The organism is Streptomyces litmocidini, assembly GCF_014649755.1.
GTDB classification, from domain to species: domain Bacteria; phylum Actinomycetota; class Actinomycetes; order Streptomycetales; family Streptomycetaceae; genus Streptomyces; species Streptomyces litmocidini.
The window spans coordinates 38,007-53,748 of sequence record NZ_BMTQ01000006.1 but is presented as its reverse complement, the minus strand read 5'-3'; the positions used below and the strand labels follow the sequence as shown (position 1 = coordinate 53,748).

The following is a 15,742-nucleotide window of genomic DNA, read 5'->3' as shown; positions in this document are numbered from 1 at the left end:
GGCACCCCTGGACCACCTGTCGATCCACGACGTGCGCGGCGGCGACTTCAAGACCCTCACCGGTTCCAGCGCGATCCACGTCGCCGTCGAGGGGACGACCGTCCCCAGCTGGTACGACGGCCTGGAGATCCACCACAACGACATCCGGGACGTCGACCGCGAGGGCATCTACTTCAGGTCGCGCTTCTCCCGGCGCGACCTGGTCGGCGACCAGCAGGACCCGAACGCCTGCCCCGGAGCCTGGACCCCGAGCCTGAACGTCCGGATCCACCACAACGCCCTGACCTCGCTCGCCGGCGACGGCATCAAGATCGACACGACCGGTGGGGCCCGCGTCGACCACAACCGGCTCGACGGCTTCCAGCTGCGTTCCCGGGCCGCCAACGCCGGCATCTGGACCTTCGACACCGACGACACCGTCGTCGAGCACAACGAGGTCTCCGGCGGCGGAAACACCAGGGACGGCATGTCCTTCGACGCGGACGGCGCCTCCCGGGGCACCGTCTTCCAGTACAACCACAGCCACGACAACGCCGGCGGTTTCCTGCTGGTCTGCCCCTACAGCGGCGCCAAGACCCTCGGCACGGTGGTCCGTTACAACCTCAACAGGACCGTCCGTCCCGGATACCTCGTCCAGGACGACGCCGGCAGCCCCGCCGCCACCCGGCACGAGCCGTCGATCCGCAACAACGTCTTCGTGAACGAGGGCGCGAGCGGCGGCTACGGCTTCAAGAACCCCACGCCCGGGCTCTCCTTCTCGCACAACCTCTTCCACGGCGTCGCCATGACCCGTCCCGACCCCGGCGGCGTCGACGCCGATCCGCTGCTCCTCCCCGACCTCCGTCCCGCCGCCGGCTCCCCGGCCCTGTCCGCCGGCACGCCCATCGCGGACAACGGCGGCAGGGACTGGTTCGGCAACGCCGTGTCGGCGACGGAGGCCCCGAACATCGGGGGGTACGAGGGACCGGGGCTGTAGCGAGCGCCATCGAGCCGACCGGGCCTCCGGCGAGCGCCGCCGAGCCGACCGGGCCTCCGGCGAGCGCCGCCGAGCCGACCGGGCCTCCGGCGAGCGCCGCCGCGGGCCTCCGGCGAGCCCTACCGCGGACCGTACTTGCGGCCCGCCTTGGAGGAGACCCCGCCGAGCAGACCGCGCGGCGCCAGCTTCACCACACCCATGAGGGCCTTGTAGCGGGGGTCCGGGACCGACAGCGTCCTCCCCCGCTCCAGGTCGACGAGCGCCGCCGCCACCAGCTTGTCCGCGTCGAGCCACATCCAGCCCGGGATGTTGTCCGTGCCCATCCCGGCCCGCTCGTGGAACTCGGTCCGTACGAAGCCGGGGCAGAGCGCCATCAGCCGTACCCCGCTGCCCGCGAGGTCCCGCGCCGCGCCCTGCGTGAACTGCACGACCCAGGCCTTCGACGCGCCGTAGGTGCCGCGGGGCACGAAGGCCGCCACCGAGGCGACGTTCACCACGGCGCCCCGGCGGCGGTCCTTCATCGAGGCGGCGGCGGCCGAGGTCAGCCGCAGCACCGCCTCGCAGTGCACCGTCAGCATCTTCAGCTCGTCGGCCATGGAGACCTCGAGGAAGCGGCCCTTGTTGCCGAAGCCGGCGTTGTTCACCAGCATGTCCACCGGCTGCTTCCGGTCCGAGAGCCGGGCCTCGACGGCGGCGATCCCGTCCTCCTCGGAGAGGTCGGCCGCGAGCACCTCGGCCTCGACGCCGTGCCGGTCGTGCAGCTCGGTCGCCTGCTCCCGGAGGCGCTTCATGTCCCTGGCCACGAGCACGACGTCATGGCCGTCCGCCGCCAGTCTCCGTGCGAAAGCGGCCCCGATGCCCGCGGTGGCGCCCGTAATCAGTGCAGTCGTCATACGGGCAACCTAGTGCCTGTCCTCCGGGCCGGTCCGGGCCGCCGGGTCCCCGCTCGCGCGGCTACGCCGTGGCGTACTTCTCCGTGTACTGGCGGGCGAGCGCGAGGAGCCCGGACTCCATCCACTCGGCGGCGGCCAACGTGGAGGGCAGCAGGGCGCGTTCGGTGGTCGCGGCGCGGTGCAGGAGCGACACGGTGATGTCGTGGTCCGGCCGGTGCAGCACCGTGATCGGGTCGCCGGCCCGCACCTCGCCCGGCACGATCACCCGCAGCAGCGCGCCGGGGCCGGCCTCCGACTGCGTGAACCGCTTCACCCAGCCCTTCTCCCCGAGGAAGCCCGCGAACGTACGGCACGGGATGCGGCCGCCGGTCACCTCCAGGACCACCTCCCCGCCGATCCGCCACCGCTCGCCGATCAGGGCCCCGTTCACGTCGAGGCCGAGGGTGGTGAGGTTCTCTCCGAAGGAGCCGTTGGCCAGTTCGCGGCCGAGCTCCCGCTCCCACAGGTCCATGTCCTCCCGGGCGAAGGCGTAGGCCGCCCGGTCGTCGCCGCCGTGGAAGCGCAGGTCGCAGACCGTGTCGCCGGCGAGCCCGCTCGCCCCGACGCCGGGCGCCCCCGGTGCCTCGATCCGTACGGGCCCCTCCACCGGGCGCTTGTCGATGCCGGTCATCCCCGAGGCGGCGTCCGTGTACTCCACGGGCCTGGCGCGGCCCACATTCACACTCAGCAAGGTCATGCGGGCACTGTACGGGCGGGGATCTCAAAGGCACCCACGGAAATATCCATCTTCACCCAAGAGCCGCTTATGCTGGACGCATGATCGAGGCCCGCCACCTCCGCGTCCTGCGCGCCGTCGCCGCCACCGGCTCCTTCTCGGCCGCCGCGCGCGAACTCGGCTGCACCCAGCCCGCCGTCAGCCAGCAGATGAAGGCGCTCGAAGCCTCCGCCGGCACGCCGCTGCTGATCCGCACCGGACGCGAGATGCGCCTCACCCAGGCCGGCGAGGTCCTGGTCCGTCACGCCTCCGGCATCCTCGCCGGGCTCACCGCGGCCGAGGAGGAGGTCGCCGCCATCGCCGGGCTCCGGGCGGGCCGGGTCCGCCTGGTCTCCTTCCCGAGCGGCAGCTCCACCCTCGTGCCCACCGCGCTCGCCGCGCTGCGGGCCGCGCACCCCGGCACCCGGGTCTCCCTCGTCGAGGCCGAACCGCCGCGCTCGATCGAGATGCTCCGCGAGGGCGACTGCGACATCGCCCTGGCGTTCCGGTACGGGGCGGGGCAGGCCGAGTGGGACGACCTGGTGGTCCGCCCGCTCCTCGCCGACCGGCTCGTCGGGCTGGTGCCCGAGGGGCACCGGCTCGCCGGGGCCGAGGCGGTCGGGATCGCGGAGCTGGCGGACGAGTCCTGGATCGCCGGCTGCCCGCGCTGTCGCCGCCAGCTCGTGGACGTCTGCGAGGACGCGGGGTTCGTCCCCCGCATCGACTTCGCCACCGACGACTACCCGGCCGTGGTGGGTCTGGTCGGCGCCGGTCTGGGCGTGGCCGTCCTGCCGGAGCTGGCCATCGAGTCCGTACGGCCCAAGGGCGCGCGGACCGTGGCCGTGGAGCCCGCCGTGGAGCGGGAGATCGTGGCCCTGACGCTGCCGGACCTCGCACAGGTCCCGGCGGTCGCCGCCACGCTCGACGAACTGATGCACGCCGCCAGGCGCGCGTAGCCGGCCGAGCCGGGTCGATCCGCGCCGCCGCGCGCGTGCGGCCGGGTCACGGCGTACGCGGGCGCGTGGATCCGTTCATCGTCCCCTCGGCGCTCGACGCGTCCCCTCGACGCTCAGCGCGATAGAGAAACGTTCCTTCACATACGTTCCCCGAGCGATGTCATCGTCGTCATGGATGTCGCGGACGCGCCGGACGCGGCCGATGCGGAGGCCGGTGCCGTCGCGATCAGGCGGTTGCGCGCGCGTCCCATGAGTTCTTCGCGTTCGTCCTCGGTGAGGCCGCCCCATACGCCGTAGGGCTCCCGCACGGCGAGTGCGTGTGCCGCGCACTCCGCGCGCACCGGGCACCGCATGCAGACCTCTTTCGCCGAGTTCTCACGCGCACTCCGTGCCGCGCCGCGCTCTCCCTCGGGGTGGAAGAACAGGGAGCTGTCGACCCCGCGGCAGGCCGCGAGCAGTTGCCAGTCCCACAGATCGGCGTTGGGTCCGGGAAGGCGGGAGAAATCTGCCATTGCGCTTGTCCCCTTGAAACCGTGTCGAACGGATAGGTGGGCGGGTGGATGGCTGATGGCCGGGGTTCCTCGTCTTCCCCGACAGGTCCGGGCGATACACCTACTGTCGAAGTAGATGTAAATATGACTCATTGCGAATCTAGTCACAGACACTGCGAAAAGGGAAGAAAACCCGCCAAATGGGGCAGAGCTTGCGATGTTTGGGCGAACGGGCCGCGCCGCTCTCCTCCGCGCACGTCCCCTCACGTAGAGTGCCGAAGACGCCGTCCGACCCGTAACTCTTTCGAGTGACCGTCGTTGAGAGTGCGGAGGCGGTTGAAGGAACAAGCGCTCGGGCACACGTCCGAGAGCGTCAACCGCACAGGTGACGATACGTACAGCCCTGGAGGCTCAAGGTGACGCGCAACAGCTGCGAGAGCCGCGGAGGTCAGGCATGACATCCGTCCTCGTCTGCGACGACTCCCCGCTTGCCCGAGAGGCGCTCCGCCGCGCGGTCGCGACCGTGCCCGGCGTCGAGCGCGTGACCACCGCGGCCAACGGCGAGGAAGTCCTCCGCCGCTGGGGCGCGGACCGCTCGGACCTGATTCTGATGGACGTGCGCATGCCCGGCCTGGGCGGCGTGGAAACCGTCCGCCGGCTGCTCTCCGCGGACCCCGGCGCCCGCATCATCATGCTCACGGTCGCCGAGGACCTCGACGGCGTCGCGCTCGCCGTCGCCGCGGGCGCCCGCGGCTACCTGCACAAGGACGCCTCGCGCGCCGAGCTGCGGGCCACGGTCACGCAGGCGCTCGCCGACCCGACCTGGCGGCTCGCCCCCCGCCGCCTCCGTTCGGCCGAGATGGGCGCCGCGCCCACCCTCACCGCGCGCGAGATCCAGGTCCTCGAAGGCATGAGCCACGGCCGGTCCAACGCGGAGATCGGGCGCGAGCTCTTCCTCTCCGAGGACACCGTCAAGACGCACGCCCGGCGCCTCTTCAAGAAGCTCGGCGCCTCCGACCGGGCGCATGCCGTCGCGCTCGGATTCCGCTGGGGCCTGGTCCGCTGAATCGCAGGTCACCTGCCGTCTCCCCGTCCTCACCCGCGTCCGTCGTGGGGTGGACGGGGTGGGCTTGTGTCACTTCCCCGCCGAATGCCGCATCCTTGAGATGTGGAGTTCCTCGGGGACGAGTCGATCGAGCGGGAGGGGAGGGCGCGGGAGATGAATGCCGGCGCACCTGCTCATAACGCTTCGGTGCACAACTACGGACGCGGTGCCGCGAACCGAGAGGCATCGGGGCACCATGGAGCGATGCGCGACGACGAGACCGTGGGTTCCCCCATGCCTGCCGGGCAGGGGGAGATCGGCGCGCTCGTGCACCGCGCGGTCGACGGCGACGCGCAGGCCACCCACGACCTGCTCGCGCGCGTCCACCCGCTCGCCCTGCGGTACTGCCGCACCCGCCTCAACCGGCTGCCCGGCGACGCCCGGCACTTCGTCGAGGACCTCGCCCAGGAGGTCTGCGTCGCCGTCCTGATGGCGCTGCCGCGCTACAAGGACACGGGCAGGCCCTTCGAGGCCTTCGTCTTCGCCATCGCCGGACACAAGGTCGCCGACCTCCAGCGGGCCGCCATGCGGCACCCGGGATCCACCGCCGTGCCCTCCGACGAGATGCCCGAGCGGCCCGACGACTCCCTCGGCCCCGAGGAGCGCGCCCTGCTCAGCGACGACGCCGAGTGGGCCAAGAAGCTGCTCGCCAACCTCCCGGAGAACCAGCGCGAACTGCTCGTGCTGCGGGTCGCGGTCGGGCTCACCGCCGAGGAGACCGGTCAGATGCTCGGCATGTCCCCCGGCGCCGTCCGGGTCGCGCAGCACCGCGCCCTCAGCCGGCTGCGCGCGCTCGCCGAGCAGTGAACCCGGCGCCCGCCGGGCGCCGCCCGCCCGCACTGGCCGAGCAGTAAGCCTTGCCGGCCCCCGTCGTCCCTTTCGTACACGTGTGAACGTCCAAAGCTGCCCGCTGATCTTGCTCGTGGAATGAGACACCGCTCCAGGCCGTTAGCATGGACATCCCGCACCGATCAAGGCCATTTGGGAAGGTGTCATGACTGCCAACGTCGACGGAGTGCCCGAGAAATTCGCGACACTCGGGCTGACCTACGACGACGTGCTGCTGCTGCCCGGCGCGTCCGACATGGCGCCCGACCAGATCGACACCGCCTCGTACATCTCGAAGAACGTGCGGGTGAACATCCCGCTGCTCTCCGCCGCGATGGACAAGGTCACCGAGTCCCGCATGGCGATCGCCATGGCGCGACAGGGCGGTGTCGGCGTGCTGCACCGCAACCTCTCCATCGCCGACCAGGCCAACCAGGTCGACCTGGTGAAGCGGTCCGAGTCCGGCATGGTCACCGACCCGATCACGGTCCACCCGGACGCCACGCTCGCCGAGGCCGACGCGATCTGCGCCAAGTTCCGCATCAGCGGCGTCCCCGTGACCGACCCGGCGGGCAAGCTCCTCGGCATCGTCACCAACCGCGACATGGCCTTCGAGTCGGACCGCGACCGCCGGGTGCGCGAGGTCATGACCCCGATGCCGCTGGTCACCGGCAAGGTCGGCATCTCCGGCGTGGACGCCATGGAGCTGCTGCGCCGCCACAAGATCGAGAAGCTGCCGCTGGTCGACGAGACGGGCATCCTCAAGGGCCTCATCACGGTCAAGGACTTCGTCAAGGCCGAGAAGTACCCGAACGCCGCCAAGGACAAGGAAGGCCGCCTGATCGTCGGCGCCGCCGTCGGCGTCGCCGGTGACGCGTACGAGCGCGCCCAGGCCCTGATCGAGGCGGGCGTCGACTTCATCGTCGTCGACACCGCGCACGGCCACTCCCGCCTGGTCGGCGACATGGTCGCCAAGATCAAGTCGAACTCCTCGGTCGACGTCATCGGCGGAAACGTCGCCACCCGCGACGGCGCCCAGGCGCTGATCGACGCCGGTGTCGACGGCATCAAGGTCGGTGTCGGCCCGGGCTCCATCTGCACCACCCGCGTGGTCGCCGGCATCGGCGTCCCGCAGGTCACCGCGATCTACGAGGCCTCCCTCGCCGCCAAGGCGGCCGGCGTCCCGGTCATCGGCGACGGCGGCCTGCAGTACTCCGGCGACATCGCGAAGGCCCTCGTCGCCGGCGCCGACACGGTGATGCTCGGCTCGCTGCTCGCGGGCTGCGAGGAGTCCCCGGGCGAGCTGCTCTTCATCAACGGCAAGCAGTTCAAGTCGTACCGCGGCATGGGCTCGCTCGGCGCCATGCAGTCCCGCGGCGAGCAGCGCTCCTTCTCCAAGGACCGCTACTTCCAGGAGGGCGTCGCCTCCGACGAGAAGCTCGTGCCCGAGGGCATCGAGGGCCAGGTGCCCTACCGCGGCCCGCTCTCGGCCGTCGTCCACCAGCTGGTGGGCGGTCTGCGCCAGTCGATGTTCTACGTCGGCGGCCGCACGGTGCCGGAGCTCCAGGCGAACGGCCGCTTCGTCCGGATCACCTCGGCGGGCCTCAAGGAGAGCCACCCGCACGACATCCAGATGACGGTCGAGGCGCCGAACTACAGCAGGAAGTAACGCAGCGCGACGCGTGGGGGCGGTTCCGGCATGTGGCCGGAGCCGCCCCCCACGCTTGTGTCGGGGATACTGGTAGGCGCAGACGTAGAGGGAAAGGCCACACATCGTGACTGAGATCGAGATCGGGCGCGGCAAGCGCGGCCGCAGGGCGTACGCGTTCGACGACATCGCCGTCGTGCCGAGCCGGCGCACCCGGGACCCGAAGGAGGTCTCGATCGCCTGGCAGATCGACGCCTACCGCTTCGAGCTGCCGTTCCTGGCCGCCCCGATGGACTCGGTCGTCTCGCCGCAGACCGCCATCCGCATCGGCGAGATGGGCGGCCTCGGCGTGCTGAACCTGGAGGGTCTCTGGACCCGGTACGAGGACCCGCAGCCGCTCCTCGACGAGATCGCCGAGCTGGACGAGGCGACCGCGACCCGCCGCCTCCAGGAGATCTACGCCGCGCCGATCAAGGAGGAGCTGATCGGGCAGCGCATCAAGGAGGTGCGCGACTCCGGCGTCGTCACCGCCGCCGCGCTCTCCCCGCAGCGCACCGCGCAGTTCTCCAAGGCCGTCGTCGACGCCGGCGTGGACATCTTCGTCATCCGCGGCACGACGGTCTCCGCCGAGCACGTCTCGGGCGCGGCCGAACCGCTGAACCTGAAGCAGTTCATCTACGAGCTGGACGTCCCGGTCATCGTCGGCGGCTGCGCCACGTACACCGCGGCCCTGCACCTGATGCGCACCGGCGCGGCCGGCGTCCTGGTCGGCTTCGGCGGCGGCGCCGCGCACACCACCCGCAACGTCCTCGGCATCCAGGTCCCGATGGCGACCGCGGTCGCCGACGTGGCCGCGGCCCGCCGCGACTACATGGACGAGTCCGGCGGCCGGTACGTGCACGTCATCGCCGACGGCGGCGTGGGCTGGTCCGGCGACCTGCCGAAGGCGATCGCCTGCGGCGCCGACGCCGTGATGATCGGCTCCCCGCTGGCCCGTGCCACGGACGCGCCGGGCAAGGGCCACCACTGGGGCATGGAGGCCGTCCACGAGGACGTGCCGCGCGGCAAGCTGGTCGACCTGGGCATCGTCGGCACCACCGAGGAGATCCTCGCGGGCCCGTCGCACACCCCGGACGGCTCGATGAACTTCTTCGGCGCCCTGCGCCGCGCGATGGCCACCACGGGCTACAGCGAGCTCAAGGAGTTCCAGCGCGTCGAGGTCACGGTCGCGGACGCCCAGCACAAGCGCTGACCTTCCGTACGCACGCCGAGGGGCCCCGCACCGGGTGGTGCGGGGCCCCTCCGCGTGCGCGGCTCACCGGGCGGCGGCCTTCTTGGCCCCGGAGAACGCCGCGAACGCGGCGAGGCCGAAGAACAGGAACGTCAGCGGGTCCAGGTCTTCCTTCCAGGCCGAGGTGAGGACGTCGAAGTGCTGGAAGAGGAGCTCGGTGGGGGAGACGCCCAGCTCCTTGCCGCCGATGACGGAGAGGGCGACCAGCTGGCCCAGGTACACCGAGCCGAGCGAGAACACGGCGCTGACCACGGACAGCACGGGGTTGTCGCCCCCTGCCTTGCCGGCCGCGAAGCCGACGAGGAAGCCGACGCCGACGGCCGCCCAGCCGATCTCGCGCTCGACGGCGCCGGCGATGCCGCCGTAGAGACCGGCGGCGACGAGCGCCGCGACCAGGCCGGCCACCAGGCCGAGCCCCACGTTGGCGCGGGCGGGCGCGGGCGGCGGGGCCATCGGGTACTGCTGGGGCGCGGCGCCGCCGGCGAACGGGTTGCCGGGCGGCGGGACGGGCTGGCTCATGCTGTGGATCCCCCCGGGGAAAGTGAAGAGCGGTCGGTCCTGAACGCGTGTCGGCCGGTGAACGCGGTGCTCGGCGCCGCGGAGACCGGTCCGAACGTGACCAGCGCCATCGACCCACCGGTCACGCGGACGCCGAAGGCGGTGGCGATCCGGTCGGGCGGGGACAGGTCCCCCTGGCGTGCGCGCGCGTGGAACGGTGCGCGCTGAGACCCCGGAGGTTAGCAGCTGTACATGACAATGGCGGAAGGATTTCCGGCCGGGGCCGTCCTCAGAGGCGGTGGGCCGCTCCGGCGGGCGTCGCCCCCCGCGTGTCCAGGAGGAGCTGGGCCTTCACCGAGAGGCCCTGGAGGTCGTACGTGCGGTGGTGCTGGAGGAGGACCGTCAGGTCGGCGTGGGCGGAGGCCTCGTAGAGGGAGTCCGCCCGGGGGACGGGCAGCTCGCGGACGCGCCAGTCGGGGACGTGGGGGTCGTGGTAGCTGACGGCGGCGCCCAGGTCCATGAGGCGGCGGGCGATCTCGTCGGCGGGGGAGCCCTGCCGGTCGGGGAGGTCCGGCTTGTACGTGATGCCCAGGAGGAGGATCCGGGCGCCGCGGGCCGACTTGCCGTGCTCGTTGAGGAGGGTGGCGGCGCGCTGGACGACGTACTGCGGCATGCGCTCGTTGACCTGGCCGGCGAGTTCGACGAGGCGGAGCGGGCGGTGGGCGCCGACCGTGTCGACGGGGACGCCGTGGCCGCCGACGCCGGGACCGGGGCGGAAGGCCTGGAAGCCGAAGGGCTTGGTCTCGGCGCAGCGGATGACGTCCCACAGGTCGACGCCGAGTTCGTGGCAGAGGACCGCCATCTCGTTGACGAGGGCGATGTTGACGTGCCGGAAGTTGGTCTCCAGGAGCTTGACGGTCTCCGCCTCGCGGGGGCCACGCGCGCGTACCACCTTGTCGGTGAGCCGGCCGTAGAAGGCGGCCGCGGACTCGGTGCAGGCCGGGGTGAGGCCGCCGATGACCTTGGGAGTGCCGGCGTAGCCGTGGGTGCGGCTGCCGGGGTCGAGGCGGCCGGGGGAGTACGCGAGGTGGAAGTCGCGTCCGGCGCGCAGGCCGGAGCCCGTCTCCAGCGTCTCGCGGAGGAGGCCCTCGGTGGTGCCCGGGGGGACCGGGGACTCCAGGAGGACGGTGGTGTGCGGGCGCAGCCGGGCGGCGAGCGCGCGGGCGGCGTCGGTGACGGCGGTGAGGTCGAGCGTCCGGTCGGGGCCGAGGGGGGTCGGGGCGCAGAGGACGGCGGTGCGGACCCGGCCGAGCTCGGCGGGGTCGGTGGTCGGCCGGAAGCTGCCCGAGAGCATCCGGCGGATCTCGGGGGCGGTGAGGGAACCGTCGACCGGGGAGCGGCCGGCGGCGAGTTCGGCGGCGGGGCGGGGGTCGGTGTCGTAGCCGATGGTGTCGATGCCTGCGGCGGAGGCGGCCTGGGCCAGGGGGAGTCCGTGGTGGCCGAGGCCGATGACGGCGAGGTCAGCGGGCATGGGGGTGGGCCGTCCTTCCCAGTAGCCGGAGGGGACGCGGGGCGCAAGCCCGGTGGACAGAACGGGTCGAGCGCAATGTCAGACTAGGCGTAAATATGACCGATATGCGGCATTGTGGGGCCGAAGATCGCCGAGTGTTATCCACAGGTTGGCGGCGAGACGGTGGCCGAAGCCGCGGGGGCGGGCCAGAATCGAGCTGTGAGCCGGACCACACGGGCCCGGTTCACGGCTTGTGCGCGTCCCGCCCGGGAAGGGGGGACGAGGGCGTGCGGAGACCGTGCGGGACGGACGGGGGACGACGGGAGGCAGCACCGTGAGGACAGCGACACTGGGACCCGCCGAGCGCGCCGAGGCGCTCGCGGCCATGGCCGACCGAGAGCTGGACGTGCTGGTCGTCGGCGCCGGAGTGGTCGGCGCCGGGACCGCCCTCGACGCCGTCACCCGAGGACTCTCCACCGGCATCGTGGAGGCCCGCGACTGGGCCTCCGGCACCTCCAGCAGGTCCAGCAAGCTCATCCACGGCGGCCTGCGCTATCTGGAGATGCTGGACTTCGCCCTCGTGCGGGAGGCGCTCAAGGAGCGCGGACTCCTCCTGGAGCGGCTCGCCCCCCACCTGGTGAAGCCGGTCCCCTTCCTCTACCCCCTCCAGCACAAGGGCTGGGAGCGGTTCTACGCCGGCTCGGGAGTCGCGCTGTACGACGCGATGTCGCTCTCCTCCGGCCACGGCCGCGGCCTCCCCGTCCACCGGCACCTCTCCCGGAAGGGCGCCCTGCGGGTCGCGCCCTGCCTGAAGAAGGACGCCCTGGTCGGCGCCCTGCAGTACTACGACGCCCAGATGGACGACGCCCGCTTCGTCACCACCCTCGTGCGCACCGCCGCCTCCTACGGCGCCAGGGCCGCCAGCCGGGCCCGCGTCACCGGCTTCCTCCGCGAGGGCGAGCGGGTCGTCGGCGCGCGCGTCCAGGACGTGGAGGCCGGGATCGCGTACGAGATCCGGGCCAAGCAGATCGTCAACGCCACCGGCGTGTGGACGGACGACACCCAGGCCCTCATCGGGGAGCGCGGCCAGTTCCACGTCCGCGCCTCCAAGGGCATCCACCTCGTCGTGCCCAAGGACCGCATCCACTCGACGACCGGACTGATCCTGCGCACCGAGAAGTCCGTGCTCTTCGTCATCCCCTGGGGACGCCACTGGATCGTCGGCACCACCGACACCGACTGGGACCTCGACAAGGCGCACCCCGCCGCATCCAGCGCCGACATCGACTACCTCCTGGAGCACGTGAACACCGTGCTCGCCACCCCGCTCACCCGGGACGACGTCCAGGGCGTCTACGCCGGCCTGCGCCCCCTCCTCGCCGGCGAGTCCGACGCCACCAGCAAGCTCTCCCGCGAGCACACCGTCGCCCACCCGGTCCCCGGCCTCGTGGTCGTCGCCGGCGGCAAGTACACGACGTACCGCGTGATGGCGAAGGACGCCGTCGACGAGGCGGTGCACGGCCTCGACCAGCGCGTCGCCCCCTGCGTCACCGAGGACACCCCGCTCCTCGGCGCCGAGGGCTACCGGGCCCTGTGGAACGCGCGGGCGAGGATCGCCGCGAGGACCGGGCTGCACGTCGTCAGGATCGAGCACCTCCTCAACCGCTACGGCTCCCTGACGGAGGAGGTCCTCGACCTCGTCGAGGCCGACCCGAGCCTCGGCGAACCGCTCGCGGCGGCCGAGGACTACCTGCGGGCCGAGATCGTCTACGCCGCCTCGCACGAGGGCGCGCGCCACCTCGACGACGTCCTCACCCGGCGGACCAGGATCTCCATCGAGACCTTCGACCGGGGCGCGCTCAGCGCCCGCGAGTGCGCGGAACTGATGGCCCCGGTGCTCGGCTGGGACGAGCACCAGATCGGGAAGGAGGTCGAGCACTACGCGAAGCGGGTGGAGGCGGAGCGGGAGTCGCAGCGGCAGCCCGACGACCTGACCGCGGACGCCGCACGGCTCGGGGCGCCGGACATCGTCCCCATCTGACAGGGTGTCCGGGGGGCCCGCGCCCGGTGGGAACCTCGGGGGCGAGCGGAGGCGTCGTATCCCGGAGTGCGGACCCGGGGGCGTCACCCGCCCCGAGGTGAGAGACAATGGCCTCTCTTCCAGGGCGGGTTACCGCATCGCGCGGGAAGCGGCAGACGCGGCGAAGATCAGGGATCGCAGAGGGGACGCATGTCGGAGGCGGAGCAGTCGCGGGACAAGGCGAGGGACCCCAGGCGGGACGCCGCCGCGGGGGCCGCGACCGACGGCGACCGAGGAGCGGTTCCGGCCGCGCGCGAGTCGGCACGAGACGCGAAGGACGCGCAGGTCAGCAGGGGTGCGCAGGGCCCGGGAGGCGGACGGGAGCCGGGGCGGGGCGTCGAGGACGCGAAGCCCGCGGAGCCCGTGGGATCCGAGGAGCCCGAGGAGCCCGAGAAGTCCGCGGCGCCCGCGAAGCCCGCGGAGTCCGCGGGTCCCACGCCGGTCCCGGCGGCCCGGGAGGCCGGGTCGGACGTGAAGGAGCCTCAGGACGCGCCGCCCGCCCGCGCGACGGGTTCGGGTGCGACGGGTTCCGGAGCCGGTGGCGACGACTCCGTCGTGGGCGGGCGGCTGCGCGGCACCGAGCCCTCGACCGGGAGCGCCGGTTTCGGGGCTGGTGACGGCGACGGCGAGAGCGACCGCCGGACCGGTCCTGCCGCCACGCGCGGCGGCGACAGGTTCCGCAAGGCACCGGTCGGCGAGGGGCGGCTGCTCGCGGGCCGCTACCGGCTCGGCGCGGTCCTCGGGCGCGGCGGCATGGGCACCGTGTGGCGCGCCGTCGACGAGACCCTCGGCCGCACCGTCGCCGTCAAGGAACTCCGCTTCCCCACGAGCATCGACGAGGACGAGAAGCGACGCCTCATCACCCGGACCCTGCGCGAGGCGAAGGCCATCGCCCGGATCCGCAACAACGGCGCCGTCACCGTGTACGACGTCGTCGACGAGGACGACCGTCCGTGGATCGTCATGGAGCTCATCGAGGGCAAGTCGCTCGCGGACGCCATCCGCGAGGACGGCACGCTCACGCCCCGGCGCGCCGCCGAGGTCGGCCTCGCCATCCTCGACGTGCTGCGTTCGGCGCACCGCGAGGGCATCCTGCACCGCGACGTGAAGCCGTCCAACGTCCTGATCGCCGAGGACGGCCGGGTCGTCCTCACCGACTTCGGCATCGCCCAGGTGGAGGGCGACCCCTCGATCACCTCCACCGGCATGCTCGTCGGTGCCCCCTCGTACATCTCCCCGGAGCGCGCCCGCGGCCACAAGCCCGGCCCGGCCGCCGACATGTGGTCGCTGGGCGGCCTCATCTACGCGGCGGTCGAGGGCAGCCCGCCGTACGACAAGGGCTCCGCCATCGCCACCCTCACGGCCGTGATGACCGAACCGGTCGACCCGCCGAAGAACGCCGGCCCCGAATTGGAGCAGGTCATCTACGGCCTGCTCGCCAAGGACCCGGCGCAGCGGCTCGACGACGCCCGCGCCCGGGTCCTGCTGAGGGCCGTCCTCGACGCGCCCGAGCCGGCGCCCGCGGTCTCGCCCGAGGCCACCACCGTCATACCGCTGCCGCCGCGCCCGGAGACGGCCCCGCCGGTTCCCGCGGCCGAGAAGGGCCCCGACGCCGCCGCCGAGCGGATGCGGGGCGCGCTGAAGTCCGTGCGGAACGCGGCGGCCTCCGCGAAGGCCGAGCCGGCGCAGGCCCCGAGGCTCGCGACCGAGCCGCTGCGGGGCGGCGGAAAGCCCGCCCCCGCCCGCGCGCCGCTGACCGACGTCGTGCCCCGCCGCACCCTGGTGATCATCGCCGCGGTCGCCGTCCTCGCCGTGCTCGGGACGATCCTCGCGGTGTCCCTCGGTGGCGGGGGCGACGAGGCCGACCAGGGCAAGGGCGACGGGGGCACCACCGCCTCGGCCGGCGCCACGGCCGGTGGCGCCGGAACCGGCGGCGCCGCCGGTTCCGGCGGAGCCCAGGGCCAGTCCACGGGGGGCTCCGGCCAGCAGGGCGGCGTGCAGCCCGGCGACAACGGCGGCACGGGGTCGACGGGCACCGACGGCACGACGGGCGCCACGGGCGGAGGGAACGGCACCACGCCCTCCGGCAAGCCCGGCGGTGACGCCGGCAAGCAGCTGCCCGCCGGCTACGCCCTCGTCACCAACGGCCCGCTGCACTTCGCGATGGCGATGCCGGCGTCCTTCGAGCAGCGCTCGATCCCGGGATACTCGCTCGGCGCGATCTTCAGCGAGAGCGGCGGCTTCCCGCGCGTCCAGGTCGACTACAACGACAGCCCGAAGGACAACGCGGCGACCGCCTGGGAGCTGGCCAGGTACGGCGTGGCCGCCACCAGCCAGGACTACCGGCACCTCGGCATCAAGCCCGTCTCGTACAAGGGTTACCCGACGGTCGCCGACTGGGAGTTCGAGCGCACGCAGAAGGGCGTCCGCGTCCACGTGCTCAACCGAGGCTTCAAGGTGGACGCCACGCACGGCTACTCCATCATGATCAGCTGCGCGGCGGACGAGTGGAACGGCGCGGAGTGCAAGACGCTGCGGGAGACGGCGTTCGCCACGTTCCGCCCCAAGGACTGACCGGTGCCACGTATCGTGAGGTTCGCGGACCGAACGCAGCCGAACAGAGCCGACAACTGCGCGGTGCCGGACCGGAACTGACGGATTCGCGCGATCCCGGGGGATCCGTGGGTCCACGGGGGACATCGTGCGCGCGTG

General features: G+C 72.7%; 13 protein-coding genes. 8 read left to right on the top strand and 5 right to left on the bottom strand.

Annotation, left to right across the window (positions count from 1 at the left end):
- Positions 1–31: 31 nt before the first annotated feature.
- On the top strand, positions 32–976 hold the full coding sequence (locus tag IE180_RS15175) for a right-handed parallel beta-helix repeat-containing protein (protein ID WP_190157419.1): 945 nt from the start codon (positions 32–34) through the stop codon (positions 974–976).
- Between the two features lie 119 nt (positions 977–1,095).
- Here IE180_RS15175 and IE180_RS15170 read toward each other — a convergent pair whose 3' ends face one another.
- Entirely contained in the window at positions 1,096–1,869 is a 774-nt protein-coding gene (locus tag IE180_RS15170) for an SDR family NAD(P)-dependent oxidoreductase (RefSeq protein ID WP_190157418.1), read from the bottom strand.
- 61 nt (positions 1,870–1,930) lie between these two features.
- Positions 1,931–2,605, bottom strand: coding sequence for an MOSC domain-containing protein (locus IE180_RS15165; RefSeq protein WP_190157417.1), 675 nt, complete (start codon positions 2,603–2,605; stop codon positions 1,931–1,933).
- Between the two features lie 80 nt (positions 2,606–2,685).
- Here IE180_RS15165 and IE180_RS15160 point away from each other — a divergent pair, with 80 nt between their 5' ends.
- Positions 2,686–3,579, top strand: a complete 894-nt coding sequence (locus IE180_RS15160; protein ID WP_190157416.1) for a LysR family transcriptional regulator — start codon at positions 2,686–2,688, stop codon at positions 3,577–3,579.
- A gap of 137 nt (positions 3,580–3,716) precedes the next feature.
- Here IE180_RS15160 and IE180_RS15155 read toward each other — a convergent pair whose 3' ends face one another.
- Complete coding sequence (locus tag IE180_RS15155) at positions 3,717–4,091, bottom strand: WhiB family transcriptional regulator (protein ID WP_190157415.1); 375 nt, start codon at positions 4,089–4,091, stop codon at positions 3,717–3,719.
- Positions 4,092–4,524: 433 nt separating this feature from the next.
- On the opposite strand from IE180_RS15155, the gene IE180_RS15150 reads away from it, so the two are divergent.
- The 4 genes from IE180_RS15150 (at position 4,525) to IE180_RS15135 (ending at position 8,903) form a co-directional block, all read left to right on the top strand.
- Positions 4,525–5,136: a response regulator transcription factor gene (locus tag IE180_RS15150; protein WP_003948568.1), complete on the top strand. Its 612-nt coding sequence runs from the start codon at positions 4,525–4,527 to the stop codon at positions 5,134–5,136.
- Positions 5,137–5,379: 243 nt separating this feature from the next.
- Positions 5,380–5,982, top strand: a complete 603-nt coding sequence (locus IE180_RS15145) for a sigma-70 family RNA polymerase sigma factor (RefSeq protein WP_030211429.1) — start codon at positions 5,380–5,382, stop codon at positions 5,980–5,982.
- A 187-nt stretch (positions 5,983–6,169) separates the two neighbouring features.
- Entirely contained in the window at positions 6,170–7,672 is a 1,503-nt protein-coding gene (gene guaB / locus IE180_RS15140; protein ID WP_190157414.1) for an IMP dehydrogenase, read from the top strand.
- Between the two features lie 106 nt (positions 7,673–7,778).
- Entirely contained in the window at positions 7,779–8,903 is a 1,125-nt protein-coding gene (locus IE180_RS15135; RefSeq protein WP_093874493.1) for a GuaB3 family IMP dehydrogenase-related protein, read from the top strand.
- A gap of 63 nt (positions 8,904–8,966) precedes the next feature.
- Here the strand turns inward: IE180_RS15135 and IE180_RS15130 are convergent, their stop codons facing one another.
- Together IE180_RS15130 and IE180_RS15125 are read right to left on the bottom strand one after the other, a co-directional pair.
- Entirely contained in the window at positions 8,967–9,461 is a 495-nt protein-coding gene (locus IE180_RS15130) for a hypothetical protein (protein WP_190157413.1), read from the bottom strand.
- 268 nt (positions 9,462–9,729) lie between these two features.
- Entirely contained in the window at positions 9,730–10,971 is a 1,242-nt protein-coding gene (locus tag IE180_RS15125) for a nucleotide sugar dehydrogenase (protein ID WP_190157412.1), read from the bottom strand.
- A gap of 313 nt (positions 10,972–11,284) precedes the next feature.
- Here IE180_RS15125 and IE180_RS15120 point away from each other — a divergent pair, with 313 nt between their 5' ends.
- Positions 11,285–12,991 carry a glycerol-3-phosphate dehydrogenase/oxidase gene (locus IE180_RS15120; protein ID WP_190157411.1) on the top strand — a complete coding sequence of 569 codons (1,707 nt, stop codon included), beginning with the start codon at positions 11,285–11,287 and terminating at the stop codon, positions 12,989–12,991.
- Positions 12,992–13,180: 189 nt separating this feature from the next.
- Complete coding sequence (locus tag IE180_RS15115) at positions 13,181–15,604, top strand: serine/threonine-protein kinase (protein WP_190157410.1); 2,424 nt, start codon at positions 13,181–13,183, stop codon at positions 15,602–15,604.
- The last annotated feature ends 138 nt before the right edge of the window (positions 15,605–15,742 follow it).

Coding starts and splice junctions, on each gene's coding strand:
- IE180_RS15170 (WP_190157418.1), bottom strand. CDS start 1,869: ATGACGACTGCACTGATTACGGGCGCCACCGCGGGCATCGGGGCCGCT.
- IE180_RS15165 (WP_190157417.1), bottom strand. CDS start 2,605: ATGACCTTGCTGAGTGTGAATGTGGGCCGCGCCAGGCCCGTGGAGTAC.
- IE180_RS15160 (WP_190157416.1), top strand. CDS start 2,686: ATGATCGAGGCCCGCCACCTCCGCGTCCTGCGCGCCGTCGCCGCCACC.
- IE180_RS15155 (WP_190157415.1), bottom strand. CDS start 4,091: ATGGCAGATTTCTCCCGCCTTCCCGGACCCAACGCCGATCTGTGGGAC.
- IE180_RS15150 (WP_003948568.1), top strand. CDS start 4,525: ATGACATCCGTCCTCGTCTGCGACGACTCCCCGCTTGCCCGAGAGGCG.
- IE180_RS15145 (WP_030211429.1), top strand. CDS start 5,380: ATGCGCGACGACGAGACCGTGGGTTCCCCCATGCCTGCCGGGCAGGGG.
- guaB (WP_190157414.1), top strand. CDS start 6,170: ATGACTGCCAACGTCGACGGAGTGCCCGAGAAATTCGCGACACTCGGG.
- IE180_RS15130 (WP_190157413.1), bottom strand. CDS start 9,461: ATGAGCCAGCCCGTCCCGCCGCCCGGCAACCCGTTCGCCGGCGGCGCC.
- IE180_RS15125 (WP_190157412.1), bottom strand. CDS start 10,971: ATGCCCGCTGACCTCGCCGTCATCGGCCTCGGCCACCACGGACTCCCC.
- IE180_RS15115 (WP_190157410.1), top strand. CDS start 13,181: ATGTCGGAGGCGGAGCAGTCGCGGGACAAGGCGAGGGACCCCAGGCGG.